This window comes from Paenibacillus sp. SN-8-1, from assembly GCF_050995535.1.
GTDB lineage: Bacteria > Bacillota > Bacilli > Paenibacillales > Paenibacillaceae > Fontibacillus.
Genome location: NZ_CP194782.1, coordinates 1,620,738 through 1,637,879, shown reverse-complemented (window position 1 = coordinate 1,637,879; position 17,142 = coordinate 1,620,738). Strand labels below are relative to the sequence as shown.

Genomic DNA, 17,142 nt, shown 5'->3' with positions numbered 1-17,142 from the left:
CTAAAACAAAGCTACGACAAAAATAATAAGAAAAAAGAGGGAGAATGCTAACAAGCTCATAAATTATATTTTATCATTGTTCGTCACTGATTAGTAGTCTCTTTTTGAGGCTCGGTATTGTCTTCAGCAGGCCCAAAGGACGAATAAGAGTTCGCCTCGAGCATGGTTAATGTCCCCGGCTGCTGTGTATCGATAACCGAATTAAGATCTTCGATCTTCTCAGGCAGCAGTGAAATCGCCGTAATCACCTCAAAATGCGAGCTTGTGTACAACTTAATCCGATCTGGATACGATACGGTTGGCGAAGGGATGATCTCCGAAATATCCGCAGTCAAATTGTCTGAAATCTGACCCAGCACACTGCAAAGCTTGGCCAAATTCGGATCAGCCTTCTTCCAATTTGAAAGCAGAGGCTTCCCCGCGGCGATCCCGCCATTCTTGGCAGGAACCTCGGTCCCGTTGGCCAGATAAGCCTTCAGACTGCCGTCTTTGCTCAGAGAATAAGCCACGGCGCGGTACTCCTCGATATTCACGCTGATAAGCCCAGGGAACTGCTTGTCCACAGTCACCTTCTCGATCGATGAAATGGCGGTAAGACGCTCACGAATCGTACTTTCACTAATGCCGAAGAAAGGCGATCCGACCCCGACTCCAATCTGTTTCAGTAGCTCAGCATTCGTTGTATATTTATTCCCGGAGAAACGTATTTCTGAAATTTTGCTAATCTGTGACCGAAAGAACAGTACACCCATCAAGACAACAAACAGCAGTATTAATATGGCGATGACTTTACGGCTTGTCTTCATTTTTGGCTTGTCCTTCTTAAGGACTGGTACATTTGCTTTTGGCATATTCACTTCTCCATAAAGCCTGATAGCCCCTCCGGATGGAGGGGACAACCTTGGCATTAATCAGGCAAAATCAAGCTGTTTGAGCACTGGAGTCTGTCTGTGCATTTGGGCTCCCAGTCGCTGAAACATATTCTCTATGCGATCATATCCCCGGTCAATGTGATGAACCTGCTCAACAATGGTCTGGCCATGTGCGGACAGTCCTGCAATTACCAGCGCCGCGCCCGCTCTTAAATCAGTTGCTTCTACGGTCGCCCCATATAATCTCGGAACCCCCCTAATGCAGGCAGAAACAGAGTTCACGGAGATATCGGCGCCCATACGCACAAGTTCATCCACATGTTTGAACCTGCCTTCGAACACAGTCTCTCTCATCATACTAACGCCATCCGCCAAGGATAGCAGTACCATCACTTGTGACTGGAGATCGGTAGGAAAGGCAGGATAAGGCGAGGTCACAATGCTCTCTACCGCCTTAGGTCTTCCAAGACTACTAACATTGATTATATCATTGCAAGCCCCTATTTGAACACCAGCGCGCCTCAGGACATGAATCAGTGAGATTAAATGAGCTGGATTGCAATGTGTCAATGTAACGGTGCCCCGGGTAGCGGCAGCGGCAATTAACGCAGTCCCTGCCACTATGCGGTCAGGAATTATCTCATACTCGCACGGATTTAGCTGCTTCACCCCGCGGATTTTGATGGTATCTGTTCCTGCTCCCATAATGCTGGCGCCCATCTCATTCAAGAAATTTTGAAGATCCTGAATTTCGGGCTCACGCGCCGCATTGGTAATAATTGTGGTTCCTTCAGCCTGAACAGCAGCCATCATAATGTTCTCTGTTGCCCCTACACTTGGGAAATCCAAATGAATATCCGCACCAACCAGCTTTTTGGCCCGGCACCAGATCTGTTCGTCATTCTCCTCGATTTGGGCACCCAGTGCCTTTAGTCCATTCAAATGAAGATCAATTTTACGTTCTCCGATCGCACATCCGCCTGGTTGATATACACATACCTCACCAAACTTGGCCAGCAAAGGTCCCATAAGGAATATCGAGGACCTCATCAGCTTCATTAAATCTTCCGGTACTTGACAAGAATCCGCCCCACTTGAATCGACAACCACGGTGTCCCCTCTGTGAATCGTACTGCAGCCTAGGCGGTTCAAAATGCGCAGCATAACATCAATATCAAGCAACCGCGGTACATTGCGCAGCTGAACCTTCCCTCCGGACAGCAGGCTCGCCGCCAGGATTGGCAATGCGGCATTTTTCGCTCCATGGATACGAATGGTTCCTGATAGGGGTTTCCCGCCTTCAATCACCAATTTGTCCAATGTATCACCTCCGAGTTTACCGCTCACCCACGCAGAACACTTCCGGAACCAAATTCACCTCAAATTTGGAGGCAATAACGGTTTGAATATGGCTCATTAGGGTGAGTACGTCCTCTGCTGTCGCTTGCCCGGTATTTACAATGAAATTGGCGTGCATTTCGGATACCTCGGCACCGCCTGACCGGTACCCTTTCAGGCCTGCTGCTTCAATCAGCCTCGCGGCGTGATCTCCCGGCGGGTTACGGAACACGCTTCCGGCGCATGGCTGTTGCAGCGGCTGAGTCTGTCTTCTCCGGTCTTTATAGGCTGCCATGGAGGATGAAATCTCTGCACGATCACCTTCCATAAGTTGGAAGACTGCTCTAGCCACGATTCCATTTTGCTCATGCAGTATCGAATGACGATAAGCGAACTCCATCTGCTCCGCGTTATAGCTAACCAATTCCCCTGTTTCCAGTACAATCTCAGCGGATTTGAATATGCGTGACACATCAGACCCGTGCGCGCCGGCGTTCATGTACACCGCACCACCGACCGTGCCGGGAATACCTGAAGCGAACTCCATACCTGTAAGGCCTCTTTTGCCCGCCATGATGCTTAGACTGACAACGCTTGCGCCCCCATCAGCTTCCACTTCAGTCCCCCGGAACTCTGAGCCCTCGAGCCCTTTGCCCAGTTTGATCACCGCGCCGCGGATTCCAAGATCGGACACGAGCATATTGGATCCTTTGCCAACAAGCATCCAAGGAACTTTCTCTTCATGCAGGATACGGATAAGCTGCTGAAGCTGCTGCACTGTTTCAGGCACGATCACCGCATCAGCGGGACCTCCGATTTTCCATGTTGTATATTTGGCCATTGGCTCGTTCGGCAGGATACTGCCGACCTTTGCCTCGGATAATTTAGAAATCCACTGCTGCATCTTAATTCCCCTCCCTGGTTCGTTACCCTCACAGCCAATTGATAGATCAACGCTTAGTAAGGATGGATATGTGGAGCATCACACCAGCACCTTGGGTAGATTGTCACGCGATTATAGAGTATCTTATGTCAGCTCTCCATAGAGTGTGACACCCGCCCAGAGCCTGGATTTATCTCCGCTGCTGGGTAAGCCTGTGCATCTCTTCTACCAGCAGATGTGCAGAATCCGGCTTACCCAGCCTGCGGGAAGCTGTGGACATGGAGACCTGTCTGGAGACATCCTCCATAATCCGCTTGATGGACGTGAACAGCGCTGAACCCGTCAAGCCTTGTTCAAGTATAACTTCAGCCGCTCCGGCGCTCTCCAATGTTCTGGCATTCTTCTCCTGATGATTATTGGTCACATTGGGAGATGGGATCAGAATTGATGGGATGCCCAGCGAGGTGATCTCCGCAAGGAAGGAAGCTCCAGCGCGGTTCACAATTAGTGAAGTACAGGCCAGCACCTCCGGCATGTTATGCACATAAGGAAGCACCTGAAGACCTCTCGGCAGATTGCCTGCCTTAGCCTTGATCGCTTGCAGCGTGGGCTCATAATAACTCTCACCGGTTACATAGATAAAGCGGACATGTTCAAGCTCACTCAGCATGGGTGCCATCTCAATCATGGCGTCATTAATCGCCTTGGCTCCCCGGCTGCCGCCGACCACCAGCACAATAGGAGTTCCCGGAATAAGGCCTAATGTAGAATAACCCTTGGTCTTATCCGCCTCATAGACTGTAGTTGCCCGCGGATTTCCAGTATAAATAATATTCTTCGCACTCGGAAAAGCATTCTCCATACCTTCAAAGCTAAGAGCAACGGTATCCGCATACTTGCTCAGGAAGCGGTTGGTAAGGCCGGGAATGGCATTCTGCTCATGAATAATGCTGGGAATCCCGAGCTTAGAAGCGGCATATACGACAGGTCCGCACACATATCCGCCCGTACCGATAACTACATCGGGTTTAAACTTTTTAAGCAATTTCTTGGAAGTACTGACGCCACGAAGAAATCGGACAACGGTTTTTATATTCTCCGGTGATAGCTTTCTACGGAACCCTGTAATATTAATAGCTTCAAAAGGTATACCTGCCTTGGGAACAAGGGAACTCTCCAATCCTTTTTGTCCCCCTATATATAGAAATTCCGTTTCTGGATATTCAGAAGCACATTGTTTCACGACGGCGAGAGCTGGATAAATGTGTCCCCCAGTTCCTCCTCCGCTTAATACAACTCGCATGATGTTCACCTCGAATGACGGGATAAGTTAAGCAAAATTCCTAGTGCCGTTAGCATCAGCGTGAGCGAGGATCCGCCATAGCTGATGAGCGGCAGCGTAATGCCGGTAACCGGCATTAGACCGATGACAACGCCAATATTGATCACAACCTGAACGGCGACCATACCAATAATTCCTACAGCAAGCAGACTGCCGAATGTATCGGGAACCGTCATCGCAACTCTCATGCCTCTCCATACCAGAATTGTAAAGAGAAGCAGCACGAGCAGACCCCCGATAAACCCAAGCTCCTCTGCCAATATTGAAAATATGAAATCCGTCTGCGGTTCAGGCACATAACTATACTTCTGGCGGCTCATACCCAGACCCAGCCCGGCTAGCCCGCCTGGACCAATCGCATACAAAGACTGAATGATCTGATAACCGGCCCCTAATGGGTCCGACCATGGATCAAGAAAGGCTGTAACTCGCTTTAGCCGATAGGGCGCGGCGAGGATCAGACCCACAAATCCGGCAACCCCAGCCAGGGCAAGCGTGAACAAATGCTTAAGTCTGGCGCCTGCAGCAAAAACAATCAGCAGCGAGGCCCCCAGCATTACAGTTCCTGTCCCAAGGTCAGGCTGCAGCATAATAAGTCCAAATGCAAGTCCAATCAGCCCAAGCGGCGGAAGCAGCCCCTTTGTAAACCTTGTGATATCCATCGTCTCCCGGCTCAGCCAATCAGATAGAAACAGAATCATACCGAGCTTCATGAACTCGGAAGGCTGAATACCGAACGAGCTGATGCCCAGCCAGCTTCTTGCGCCCCCGCGCACAACACCCACACCTGGTATAAGCACAATTACTAGAAGGATAAAGCAAAAAATAAGAATGGTTCTCGAATATTTGCGTAAATTACGATAATCAAGATTCATGGCAAAGAACATTGCAATCAGTCCCAGCACCGCGAACAGCAGCTGTCTTTTCACAAAATAAAAGGAATCTCCATAATCATGAAAAGCAAGCACCGAGCCCGCACTGTAAACCATGACCATGCCGATCGCCAACAGTGCCAGAATGCAAATTAACAACCAAATATCAGGCGCATGGCGCGTCTTGCTCATAGCGGAAGCCACCTCTAACTATAATAGTAGTAGGGGCTTATCCACCCCTCTACTAAAGGTTATGCACGGCCTCTTTAAAAATGCGTCCACGCTCTTCATAGGAAGCAAACATGTCCCAGCTAGCACAAGCCGGGGATAATAGAACAACATCCCCCGGCTGAGCGAGACGCGCAGCTTCTTGAATCGCAGTACGGAGTACAGAGGCAGCGTCTTCCTCAGTATCGACGAGCACGATCTGCGTTAATCCGGCAAGCTCGGCTACCCGGCCGATTTTCTCCTTGGTCTCTCCAAGCGCAACCACCGCTTTGACCTTGTCTTTGAAGGAAGGAATCAGCTCCATGTAATCGGAGCCCCGGTCAAGCCCGCCTGCAATCAAAATAATAGGCGCATCCAGCGCACCCAATGCCATTATAGTCGCTTTGGAATTGGTTGCCTTCGAATTGTTATAATAGGTGACCTCGTTCTTCACCTCAACATACTCCAGGCGGTGTTCAACCCCGCGGAATGTCTTCAGCGGTTCAGCAAGCATGTTCGGGCTTGCGCCTGCGGCAATGGAGATTGCAATAACAGCAAGCGCGTTCTCCACATTGAAACGCCCCGGCAGACCGATTTCATCCACCCGCACAATTTCATGTGAATTCCCTTCTGTATCCCGGTATATCACCGTTCTTGACACATGGTCCGGGATATCAGCAGCATACGGCGGATCAAGATACACACCTTCTACCAAAGTCTCTGTAACCGAGAAAGGCAGAAGCTTTGATTTGACGTAAGGAACCAGCTTCCGGCAGACCGGATCATCAAAGTTAAGCACAGCAGTATCGCTCTCAAGCTGATTGGCGAAAAGTTTCGCTTTGGAGTTCACATAGTCTTCCATATCTCCGTGATAGTCCAGATGAGTCTCTGCTACATTTAGCAAGCAGCCAACAGCCGGACGGAAGTCCTGCGTTCCTTTCAATTGGAAGCTGCTAAGCTCTACGACCATCCAGTCTTCTGGGCTGGCAGCGGCTGCCGCCTCACACAGAGGAGTACCAATATTACCGGCAACAATCGGATGCAGGCCGGCTGCTTCTAACAACTTGCCTACCCATGTAGTAGTCGTAGTCTTGCCGTTGGAGCCCGTAATTCCAATTATAGGTGCCTGGCAGATATGATAAGCCACTTCAACCTCGGTAACGACCTCAATCCCTAGCTCAAGCGCCTTCTGTACAGGCGGCACCGAATAAGGGATCCCCGGATTCTTAATCAGCAGAGAGACACCCGGATGGATAAGTCCTTCCGGGTGGCTCCCGCATAGAACAGAAATTCCCAAAGCCTCCAGTTCGGATGCCTCGGGACACTGTTCTCTATCCTTCTTATCATTAACAATTACATTCGCGCCTGCTTCATACATGGTCTTAGCTACTTGAACTCCACTTTTGGCAAGGCCCAGGACAACAACTTCACGGCCTTTATACATTTCCGGATGATTCATTGTAATTACAACCCCTTGTTGAGATAAAGTCCAATACCTGCGAGTACAAGTCCAACCGCCCAAAACGTAATGACTACACGCCACTCGGACCAGCCAGACAATTCAAAGTGATGGTGAATCGGACTCATTTTGAATATACGCTTGCCCCGGGTCTTGAATGAAGCGACCTGCAGCACCACGGATAAGATTTCGATAACGAAAATTCCGCCAATGATCAGAAATAACAATTCACTCTTCGTGACGATGGCAATGGCCGAGATGGCTCCGCCAATACCAAGCGATCCCGAGTCACCCATGAACACCCTTGCCGGATGAGCATTGAACACGAGGAAGCCCAGTACTGCACCAATCATTGCCCCGGCACATACCGCAGCCGGCAGGGAAGTCGCCTGCATCGCGACAACGGCGTAAGCTCCAAGCGCGATAGCACTGACACCAGACAGCAGTCCATCTAGACCATCTGTAAAGTTAACAGCATTCGTAATTGCCAGCATCATCAGCACGATAAATGGATAGTAGAAGATACCGCCCCAGTCAAAAGAATAATTCGTACCGGGAATCCCGATTGCTGTGCTGTGGCCATTCGAGATTAGCAAAATACATACGATCGCCGCGAACACCAGCTGTCCAACCAGCTTCTGTTTAGCTGTTAGCCCTAATGAACGCTTAAATACGATTTTGATATAGTCATCCAGGAATCCTACCAGTCCAAATCCCAGTGTAGCTACCAGCATGACGTAAAAATCCGTATTGATCACAGAAAATTTCATAAAGGCGAGTGTAAATGCAATCATGATAATAATGCCGCCCATAGTCGGCGTACCTGCTTTTTTCAAATGGGACTGAGGCCCCTCACTCCTGATTTGCTGTCCAAATTTGAGCCTGCGCAAAAGAGGAATACATAAGGGAGCCGCAATGACGGCGAGGATGAAGGAAACGCCTATGGTTAGAAGTACAAGTGAGAAATCCACGGATCTCCCTCCTTTCGCTATCATTTTTTAAGATTGAAGGTTATCTATTTTAATGGCATGTGCCACTTCTTCCAGTCTCATTCCCCGGGAAGCTTTGATTAGTACAACATCCTTAGGGGTCAATTCTTGTATAAGGGCACGAATAAGCTCGGTCTTGTCAGTATATGCATGGATATGCGTATCGGGAAGATTTGCTGAAGCACTCTGTGCAATTTTGGTACCAAGCGGTCCATAAGTATAGAGAAGATCCACTTTACCCGGAGTTATAAACTGACCGATTTCTTCATGGTAATGTTCCTCCAGCTCACCCAGCTCGAGCATGTCACCAAGCACAGCAACCTTTCTCTTGTAACCCTTCAACTTCTCTAGCACACCGATCGCTGCCCTGACTGAGGTAGGACTGGCATTATATGCATCGTTCAGGATCGCGATGCCGCTGACCCCTTCGATCATTTCAATCCGCATGCTTGTAAGCTCCAGATGCTCCAGACCCTTGACCATATTCTCTTCAGTCACCCCATAATGTCTTGCAACCGTGATCGCGCCTAATGCATTAATCACATTGTGCTCACCCAGCAGAGGAAGACGATAGGTAGTATCCGAATGGCCTGAGTAAGAGGTAAACACAGTTCCTCCACTTTGAAACAGGATGCCTGTCGGGTAATCATCATTTGTGGAATTCATTCCATATGTTGAAATCTTCAAATTCTCCGGCTTCTTGGTCCCTGGTTCTTGCAGAACCATAGGAATCAAAGGCTCATCTCCATTGTAGACAAACAGACCGCCCGACTTCAGCCCGGCAAGAATTTCCACCTTGGCACGAGCAATTTCTTCCCTTGAGCCCAGCTGAAGGAGATGGGATTCCCCAATATTCGTTATCAGCACCGTCTCAGGCTCTGCAAGCTTTGAAAGTAATTCAATTTCATAACGGGCGCTCATGCCCATTTCCAGAATCGCTATTTCACTATCTTCAGGCATTGATAGAATCGTAAGCGGAAGCCCGATATGATTGTTAAAATTCCCATTCGTCTTGTGAACTTTGAAAGTTGTACCTAACAGAGAGGCAACGATATCCTTGGTTGTTGTCTTTCCGTTGCTGCCCGTGATCCCAATCACACGCGCTTTTGTCTCTTTTAGGTAAGCTTTGGAGAGAAGCTGCATAGCTTCCAGTGTATTCTCAACGAGAATGACAGGACCTTCTGGCGGAGTGCCGTGATCCTTCTGCCACAGAACACCCGCAGCCCCTTGGCTGATAGCTTCAGCAGCAAAGGAATGTCCATCAAACTGTTCTCCCACCAAAGGGACGAACAGGCAGTCAGGAGTTATTTTGCGAGAATCTGTAATTACACCCGCCGCGGTAATTCCCGCATGCTTGGCATTTACAAGATTCCCTCCACACATTTGTCCAATTTGATCTAGGTTTCTATTTATCACTTTCGAGGACCCCTTATGGCTTCTTTAGCAACAATACGATCATCAAAGTCAAGTACCTGGGACCCAATAAGCTGATAGGTCTCATGGCCTTTCCCCGCAATCAATACTACATCTTTAGAGCTTGCCATTTCAATAGCCTTTTCAATAGCTTCCTTGCGATCGACAACAAGCTCGTAACGATCTGGTGTTACACCTTGCCCGGTCAGCCCTTGCTCGATATCAGATAGAATAGCCTCGGGATTCTCGGTTCTCGGATTATCCGAGGTGACAAAGACATACTCCGAATACTTGGCAGCAATTTGGCCCATAATCGGGCGCTTGGTCTTATCCCGGTCTCCACCGCAGCCAAATACACAAATTACGCGACCTTCCGCGAATTCTTTCACGGTACGAAGCACATTCTCCAGTCCGTCAGGCGTATGGGCATAATCCACAATGACCGCAAATTCCTGCCCTTCATCCACCGCCTCGACACGGCCTTCTACACCTTGCAGAGACTCCAGGCTAGCTTTGATCTTCTCCAGCGGAATGTCTTCCAGCAGGGCGGCACTGATCGCTGCTAAAGCATTGTAGACATTGAACTTGCCGACCATTCGAAGGTTGATATCAGCACTTCCCTTGAAAGTATCCACATGGAAAGACGTTCCGCGGGCCGTAATTGAAATGTTCGAAGCGCGAACATCAGCCTCTTTCTCCACACCATATGTAATGACTTCCACAGCTGTCTGCGCTGCATAATAGGCTGATGCTTCATCGTCCACATTCAGAACCGCATAGCTACGTTCCTGCGGGTCTTCGAAATATTGATTACCTAGACGCGAGAAGAAAAGCCCCTTGGCAGCCCGGTATTCTTCCATGGTGTTATGATAATCCAAATGATCCTGGGTTAAATTCGTGAATATAGCGGTACGGAACCGAGTACCTTTAACACGACCTTGCTCAAGAGCATGTGAGGACACTTCCATTACACAATAATTGCAGTCAGCCTCTGCCATCTCGTTCAAGTAACTCTGCAGGTCCAGTGACTCGGGGGTCGTGCCTGACATCGGATAGCTCTGCCCATCATATCTACGCTGAATCGTACCTATTAATCCTGGCTTATTACCCTGATCCTTAAGAATCTGCTCAATCAGATAAGTGGTTGTCGTCTTCCCGTTCGTGCCGGTGACGCCAATAACGCGAAGACGGGAACTTGGCTCATTGTAAAAGGCATTGCCCAGAACCGCCATCGCCAGACGGCTGTCCTTCACTTTGAGTTGGGGCAGCTTAACATCTTCAAGAATGTGCTCTACAACCAGTGCAGCCGCACCCTTCTCAGCAGCCTGACTTGCAAAGTCGTGACCGTCTACGGTATGTCCTGGCAGACAAATGAACAAGTCGCCTGGGGTCACCTTGCGTGAGTCGATTTGAATACCTGTAATGGCGACCTCATCATCCCCATGGATGCTCGAAGTTGCAAGATAGGCTGCTAGTTGTTTAAGAAACATGGGTCATACCTCCATCTATGTCACTGATTCATTCAAATATATGGATGACTAAGCTCCATCCATAATAGTATCGTCAAATTAACGTCTACTCAGGCATCTTACTCTTGATGATTATGTTCTACTTCCGCCTCATTCCCCATGTAAATGCGGATTGTAGACCCTCTTTCCACACGTTCTCCAGGCTTCGGCGCTTGGTTAATTACATAGCTACCGGAGCCTGAACGAGCTAAGTTGAAGTTCATATTCAAGTCTTCATATAAGTCTTGCACTGAGGCACCCACTAGATCAGGCACTTCCACAATAGGCTGCTCGCCAAATTTATAGTTTTTGGGCAACTGATCCTTACGTGGAGGGATCTTCAAATAGTGAAGGGAATCCTCCAGAATATTCTTAACAATAGGCGCTGCCACAACGCCACCGAATTGAATCCCCTGCGGGTTATCTACAGCTGTGTAGACAACTATCTGAGGATCGTCTGCCGGAGCAAATCCAATAAAAGAAACAATGTGCTCACTTGAGGAATATCGTCCATTAATGACTTTCTGCGCAGTTCCCGTCTTACCTCCAACCCGGTAACCATCAATAAAAGCTGGACGTCCTGTGCCGAGGGCAACCACGCTCTCCAGAGCACTACGGACCTGCTTCGAGGTATTCTCCGAGATCACCTGTCTGACAAACTCAGGCTCCATCTTCTCCACGACCTGTCCGGTATCCGGATTAACCCAAGCCTTGCCCACGTGGGGCTTGAACAGCTTGCCTCCGTTAATGGCTGCAGATACGGCTGCGACCTGTTGAATCGGGGTTACCGAGACCCCTTGACCAAAAGCTGTAGTGGCAAGCTCGACAGGACCTACCTTCGGCAGCTTGAACAGGATTCCGTTCTCTTCCCCGCCAAGGTCAATTCCCGTCTTGCTTCCGAAGCCGAAATTCTGGATATAGCTGAATAATGATTCCTTGCCCAGACGCTGGCCCAAGGCAACAAAGCCTGGGTTACAGGAGTTCTCCACCACCTGTAGAAAGGTCTGACTGCCGTGACCGCCTCTCTTCCAGCATCGGAGACTCGCTCCGCCCACCTTCACATAACCAGGATCAAAGAAACGATCATTGACTAGATCCACCTTCTTCTCCTCAAGAGCGGCTGCGAGTGTAATGATCTTGAACGTCGAACCTGGTTCATAGGTCATCCAGATCGGCAGATTACGGTTATACACCTGTGAAGGGTATTCTTGGTACTGTCCTGGTTCATAACCCGGCCGGCTGGCCATGGCAAGAATCTCACCATTCTTGGGATTCATCGCAATCGACCAGGCCCCATTAGCCTTAAACTTGGCCATCGCCTGATCGAGCTCTCTCTCCATAATGCTCTGAATGTTCTTGTCAATGGTTAGCTCAAGGTTAAGGCCATCCTTCGGCTCTACATATTTCTCAGAGGACCCGGGCATAATCCGTCCGCCAGCATCGGACAGAAATGAAATACTTCCGTTCATGCCGCTAAGCTTGTCATCATATTTCTTCTCTACACCTGTCAGGCCCTGATTATCAATCCCCGTGAAGCCCAGTATATGTGCCGCAAGTCCTTCATAAGGATAATACCTTTTGTTGTCTTCGGCAATGACAATACCCGGCAGACCCAAATCACGAATTTTCTGAGCCTTCTCCATCGTAATTTTTCGCCCGCCGGGTCGTAGTTTAACAATCAGCTGTCTGGTCTTGATTGCCTTCAGAACTGCTTCCTCACTCATCCCAAGTATGGGAGCCACCTTATGCGCGGTCGTCTCCGGATCTTTGATCTGAGCAGGAATTGCCATTATTGTTGGCGTCGTAATATTGTAGGCCAGTGATACGCCATTACGGTCTAATATTTCACCGCGCTTGGCGGAGAATGGAATGTTGCGACGCCACAAGTCTTCAGCCTCGGCTGATAGCTCACCACCCTTACTCAGCTGAACGTAAGCCAGTCTGATCACTAACGCGCCAAACAGCAAGCAAAGTATCAAGAGAAGCGAGAAAAGTCTGCGTCTTCTCGTAATCCCGGAAATCTTCATGCGTGTCCCTCCTGTTCATCCTCTTGTCCATGATGGCTTTGATATCATGAATATTCAGGACAAACAGGGGTTAGAACAAGCTATACAGAATCCTGCTTAGGGCTTCTTATCCGGGGTATTGCCCGTGCTTGTATCCGTATTCCTTATAGTAGCTGCCGGCGGCTGAAGAGTAAGCAGGACGCTTCGCTTCCCGCCTGTCTTCGTCACCTTCTGACTCGCCACATATCCCTCTCCATCTACCGAAACGGACACCTGCATGAGTGTCAGAATCTCCATCGCATCACGCAGAGAAACACCCGTCAGATCCGGAACCTCCATCGCCTTGCTGTCTTCGGTAAGAAGGAATACCCGCTGTGCGGAGGACATCATGGTTCCCGCGCTCGGATATTGACTGATTACCTTACTGCCCTTACCTAAAGTTTCGAAGGAAATCCCTTTCTTCGTCAGGCTGCTCTTGGCATCTCTTAGCTGCATCCCCTTAAGGTCAGGGGCAGCGGTCATCGTCTCGCTTGGCTCACCTGCCGCTACGTTTGATTTCGGCACACCCATATACTCCAAGGTCTGACTTACAATTTTCTTGAATACTGGTGCCGCAGCCGTTCCGCCCCCCAGGTCTGAATCCTGAGGTTCGTCAATGACAACAAGAACCAAGATCTTGGGATCGTTAACTGGTGCATATCCGATAAAAGAGACCACCTGCTTCGTATAGTCATATCCAGCTTCACCATTGGTCTTCGGCTTAACCGCAGTACCCGTCTTCCCGGCTACCCGGTACCCTGGAATATAAGCATGTCGCCCTGTTCCAATCTTCTGGTCAGAGACCACCTGCTCCAGGTAGCTCCCCACTTCTTTAGCTTTATCTGGAGAGATCACCTGCCGAACGACTTTCGGCTGGGTAATCACCGGAGCTCCTGAAGGTGGATCAATTTCCTTAATAATATGCGGCTCGAGCAGCTTACCTCCATTGGCAACAGCGGCTACGGCTGCAACCTGCTGAATCGGGGTCACGGTAATCCCGTGTCCATAGGTCGTGGTGGCATACTCAATGTCCCGCTGCGGGTTAACGATCCCTTTCGCTTCGCCCGACAGCTCAATCCCTGTCTTTTGACCAAATCCGAAGCTCTTAATGTAATTTAACAGTCTCTCCTTGCCCAGCATTTCATAACCTAGCTTAACAAAGGCTACGTTACTCGAGTGCTTAACCCCTTGAAGATAAGTTAATGGTCCCCATCCATCGTGCTTCACGTCATACAAAGGAGTCTTATAGCCAGGGATCTTGATATGCCCTGACATGTAGGTAGCGTTCGGATTGAACAAGCCCTCCTGAACGGCACCTGCCAAAGTGACAATCTTAAAGGTCGATCCAGGCTCATAGGTAGAAGCAAGCGCATGATTCCTGAAGTTGTTCTTGTATTCTTCCTTCCAGTACTGATTGGGATCGAAAGTAGGCATATTAGCCATACCCAGGATCTCCATCGTGTTCGGATCAGCCGCAATGACAGTCATACTGATTGGCTTCAGCTTGGCATAAGCCTCTTTCATCGCGTCTTCGATATAATACTGTATTGTATCGTCGATCGTCAGCTTGATATTACTTCCATCATTGGGAGCTTTGTAGACTTCCTCAGCTTTAGTCAGCTTGACGCCCTTCCGGTCACTCTCATATTTGATAGATCCATCAACGCCGTGCAGAATATTATCGTATTTCTTCTCCAGGCCCGTTATTGCAATCCCTTCACGGTCTGTGTAACCCAGAATATGAGCAGCAAGAGTATTCTTGGGATAATAACGCTTCTGCTCTTCAATGAAGCTGATTCCGGACTCTGCAAGTGCTTTAGGTTTGTGATTCTTCTTAATCTGCTCCGACAGGGCAGCAACCTTATCCTTCAGCTCCTGGTCAATCTTCCAGCCTTCATTTCGAACCTCTTTCTGAGCGAAATATTCTCCGTCTTTGTTCTTGCTGTGAATCAGGCTCTTGATTTCACTTTCGGGTTTCTTCAACAGCTTGCTCAGCCCCTGGGCAACCTCGTCCTCCAGCCCGTATTTGAGAATCACCTTTGGATTGATGGCCACGGTATAAGCTGGCGCGTTAATAGCCAATGCGTCCCCGTTCCGGTCAGTGATCTCGCCGCGTGTAGCCGGAATCATCTGACTACGGGACCAATTCTTGTCCTTACCGTATGCCTCCCAGAAGGAACCTTGGACAATTTGAAGCCAAAAGACTTTACCTATAATTACAAGAAAAAAGAGGGTAACAAGTCCCCCTATAAGTAGTGTCCGAAGTTTTATTCTCTTGTCCATCGCTCAAACCTCAACTTTATTGGTTAATTCCGGGCTGTCTTCGTCCCGGATATATCCTTCCCGTCTGTAGAGGCACTTCCATTGGTGCCACTTTCTCTGTCACCAGGCTGCTCATACCCGAGCACGTTAATGGCGTAATCCCGAACCCCTTGCTCCAATTGCTGCTTCTTCACTTCCAGTGCCGACATTTTTTGTTTTACTTTTGAGATATCATAATCTGTTTGATGAACCTGATAATTCAAGTTATAGACTTTGGCATTCTGCCAAATGAGCAGACTGGCCACTGCCACACAGAAGACTACAGTAAAAATATACAGCAGCTTCTCACCTACTGGCAGCGGCGCGCGTCTCGTAACGACCTTGGTCGTTTCTTTGTACTTCGGTACAGCTTGTCCCCGTCCGGACGTTTTCTCTTTGACTGCCAGGTTACCCCGTGTGTAGGCCATATCAAATTTCCTCCGCTATAGATTGCAATTTCTCCGCTACGCGCAGCTTGGCTGAGCGCGCCCGGGGATTATGAGCCAGCTCCTCTTCTGAAGGAACCAGCGGTTTCCGGTTAATCAATTTGAGCGTTCCCTTCCCTCCGCATACACACATTGGGAAGTCCGTAGGACAGGTACATTTCTCTAGATATCCGGCAAAAATTTGCTTACAAATCCGGTCTTCCAGTGAGTGAAACGTAATCACCGAAATCCGGCCGCCGGCCGCCGTGCAGCGAACGGCTTGATGAAGACCGTCCTCGAAGGCACCCAGCTCATCATTTACGGCAATTCGGAGAGCCTGGAAGCTCCTCTTCGCGGGATGCCCTCCGGTTCTGCGAGCAGCAGCCGGAATTCCCATCTTAATCAATTCAACAAGCTGGCCTGTTGTCTCAACAGGCGTTTCAAGTCTGCTGTCAGCAATGACCTTGGCGATACGCCGTGAGAATTTCTCTTCCCCGTATTGAAACAAAATCCGGGCAATCTCCTTCTCCGGCCATTCATTGATAATTTCTCGTGCTGTAAGATCCGATGAACGATCCATCCGCATATCAAGCGGCGCATCCGCATTGTAGCTGAAACCACGTTCACCCTCATCAAATTGAGGAGAGGATACACCCAGATCATACAGAATGCCGTCTACCTGCGGAATTCCTCCTTGCTGAGGAACCCAATCGATCTCTCTTAGCTTCTCTTCCAGATAGCGAAAGTTGCTCTTCACCAAGGTGAGCTGGTCTCCATATTCGGATAGCTTCTCTTTGGCGTTAGCGTGTGCCCAATCGTCCTGATCGAAGGCGATCAGTCTGCCTTCCGGCCCTAGCTTCGATAAGATAACCGAAGTATGGCCTCCGCCACCTAAGGTGCAGTCCACATAAATGCCGTCCGGCTTGATGCGCAGCCCTTCTGTCGCCTCTTCCTTGAGTACCGTGATGTGATGAAACAAGCTGCCGCCCCCCAGACTCTAGAATAATAAATTTATAGTTCGAAATTGAAATCAACCAGCTTCTCCGCAATTTCATTGAACGTATCTTCCGATTGCTGGAAGTACTGCTCCCAAGTATCGCGGCTCCAAATTTCTACCCGATTGGATACACCAATCACTACGCAATCCTTCTCAAGCTTTGCATACTGCCGGAGAGTAGCCGGTAAATTTACCCTTCCCTGCTTGTCCCATTCACATTCAGTAGCTCCGGAGAAAAAAAAGCGGGTAAAAGCACGTGCATCAGACTTCATAAGCGGCAGTGCTTTAAGCTTCTGCTCCATAACACCCCATTCATCCTGGGGATATACGAACAGACATTGGTCAAGTCCGCGGGTAACGACGAAAGAAGTTCCCAGAAGTTCGCGAAATTTAGCCGGGATGATGATCCGGCCTTTATCATCAATGCTATGCTGATATTCCCCCATAAACATTGGATGCGCTCACTCCTTACCTCTTTCCACCACTTTACA

The 17,142-nt window shown here is 49.2% G+C and carries 14 protein-coding genes; all 14 read right to left on the bottom strand.

From position 1 onward, the window contains the following. Positions 1-83: 83 nt before the first annotated feature. Positions 84-851 (bottom strand): cell division protein FtsQ/DivIB, encoded by a 768-nt coding sequence (locus ACRRNK_RS07560; protein ID WP_433946145.1) that lies wholly within the window; start codon positions 849-851, stop codon positions 84-86. Positions 852-911: 60 nt separating this feature from the next. After that, entirely contained in the window at positions 912-2,192 is a 1,281-nt protein-coding gene (gene murA / locus ACRRNK_RS07555; protein WP_433946144.1) for a UDP-N-acetylglucosamine 1-carboxyvinyltransferase, read from the bottom strand. Between the two features lie 16 nt (positions 2,193-2,208). Continuing rightward, entirely contained in the window at positions 2,209-3,114 is a 906-nt protein-coding gene (gene murB, locus ACRRNK_RS07550; protein WP_433946143.1) for a UDP-N-acetylmuramate dehydrogenase, read from the bottom strand. Between the two features lie 169 nt (positions 3,115-3,283). After that, on the bottom strand, positions 3,284-4,396 hold the full coding sequence (gene murG, locus ACRRNK_RS07545) for an undecaprenyldiphospho-muramoylpentapeptide beta-N-acetylglucosaminyltransferase (protein ID WP_433946142.1): 1,113 nt from the start codon (positions 4,394-4,396) through the stop codon (positions 3,284-3,286). Positions 4,397-4,401: 5 nt separating this feature from the next. Continuing rightward, positions 4,402-5,499, bottom strand: a complete 1,098-nt coding sequence (gene spoVE, locus ACRRNK_RS07540) for a stage V sporulation protein E (protein WP_433946141.1) — start codon at positions 5,497-5,499, stop codon at positions 4,402-4,404. A 52-nt stretch (positions 5,500-5,551) separates the two neighbouring features. Further along, positions 5,552-6,973, bottom strand: coding sequence for a UDP-N-acetylmuramoyl-L-alanine--D-glutamate ligase (gene murD / locus ACRRNK_RS07535; RefSeq protein ID WP_433946140.1), 1,422 nt, complete (start codon positions 6,971-6,973; stop codon positions 5,552-5,554). A gap of 5 nt (positions 6,974-6,978) precedes the next feature. Beyond that, entirely contained in the window at positions 6,979-7,944 is a 966-nt protein-coding gene (gene mraY / locus ACRRNK_RS07530) for a phospho-N-acetylmuramoyl-pentapeptide-transferase (protein WP_433946139.1), read from the bottom strand. A 27-nt stretch (positions 7,945-7,971) separates the two neighbouring features. Then, a complete protein-coding gene (locus ACRRNK_RS07525) occupies positions 7,972-9,375 on the bottom strand; it encodes a UDP-N-acetylmuramoyl-tripeptide--D-alanyl-D-alanine ligase (protein ID WP_433946828.1) in 1,404 nt (467 codons plus the stop codon). Further along, positions 9,375-10,865 (bottom strand): UDP-N-acetylmuramoyl-L-alanyl-D-glutamate--2,6-diaminopimelate ligase, encoded by a 1,491-nt coding sequence (locus ACRRNK_RS07520; RefSeq protein WP_433946138.1) that lies wholly within the window; start codon positions 10,863-10,865, stop codon positions 9,375-9,377. The genes ACRRNK_RS07525 and ACRRNK_RS07520 overlap by 1 nt, the downstream gene beginning before the upstream one ends. Positions 10,866-10,963: 98 nt before the next feature. Then, positions 10,964-12,910 (bottom strand): stage V sporulation protein D, encoded by a 1,947-nt coding sequence (locus tag ACRRNK_RS07515; RefSeq protein WP_433946137.1) that lies wholly within the window; start codon positions 12,908-12,910, stop codon positions 10,964-10,966. A gap of 96 nt (positions 12,911-13,006) precedes the next feature. Next, entirely contained in the window at positions 13,007-15,211 is a 2,205-nt protein-coding gene (locus tag ACRRNK_RS07510; protein WP_433946136.1) for a penicillin-binding transpeptidase domain-containing protein, read from the bottom strand. A 23-nt stretch (positions 15,212-15,234) separates the two neighbouring features. After that, positions 15,235-15,657: a hypothetical protein gene (locus tag ACRRNK_RS07505; protein WP_433946135.1), complete on the bottom strand. Its 423-nt coding sequence runs from the start codon at positions 15,655-15,657 to the stop codon at positions 15,235-15,237. 1 nt (position 15,658) lies between these two features. Beyond that, a complete protein-coding gene (gene rsmH / locus ACRRNK_RS07500) occupies positions 15,659-16,633 on the bottom strand; it encodes a 16S rRNA (cytosine(1402)-N(4))-methyltransferase RsmH (protein WP_433946134.1) in 975 nt (324 codons plus the stop codon). A gap of 32 nt (positions 16,634-16,665) precedes the next feature. Then, positions 16,666-17,103 carry a division/cell wall cluster transcriptional repressor MraZ gene (gene mraZ, locus ACRRNK_RS07495; RefSeq protein WP_127198079.1) on the bottom strand — a complete coding sequence of 146 codons (438 nt, stop codon included), beginning with the start codon at positions 17,101-17,103 and terminating at the stop codon, positions 16,666-16,668. Positions 17,104-17,142 lie beyond the last annotated feature (39 nt).

Coding starts and splice junctions, on each gene's coding strand:
- ACRRNK_RS07515 (WP_433946137.1), bottom strand. CDS start 12,910: ATGAAGATTTCCGGGATTACGAGAAGACGCAGACTTTTCTCGCTTCTC.
- ACRRNK_RS07510 (WP_433946136.1), bottom strand. CDS start 15,211: ATGGACAAGAGAATAAAACTTCGGACACTACTTATAGGGGGACTTGTT.
- mraZ (WP_127198079.1), bottom strand. CDS start 17,103: ATGTTTATGGGGGAATATCAGCATAGCATTGATGATAAAGGCCGGATC.
- murG (WP_433946142.1), bottom strand. CDS start 4,396: ATGCGAGTTGTATTAAGCGGAGGAGGAACTGGGGGACACATTTATCCA.
- ACRRNK_RS07560 (WP_433946145.1), bottom strand. CDS start 851: ATGCCAAAAGCAAATGTACCAGTCCTTAAGAAGGACAAGCCAAAAATG.
- murB (WP_433946143.1), bottom strand. CDS start 3,114: ATGCAGCAGTGGATTTCTAAATTATCCGAGGCAAAGGTCGGCAGTATC.
- murD (WP_433946140.1), bottom strand. CDS start 6,973: ATGAATCATCCGGAAATGTATAAAGGCCGTGAAGTTGTTGTCCTGGGC.
- spoVE (WP_433946141.1), bottom strand. CDS start 5,499: ATGAGCAAGACGCGCCATGCGCCTGATATTTGGTTGTTAATTTGCATT.
- ACRRNK_RS07520 (WP_433946138.1), bottom strand. CDS start 10,865: ATGTTTCTTAAACAACTAGCAGCCTATCTTGCAACTTCGAGCATCCAT.
- ACRRNK_RS07505 (WP_433946135.1), bottom strand. CDS start 15,657: ATGGCCTACACACGGGGTAACCTGGCAGTCAAAGAGAAAACGTCCGGA.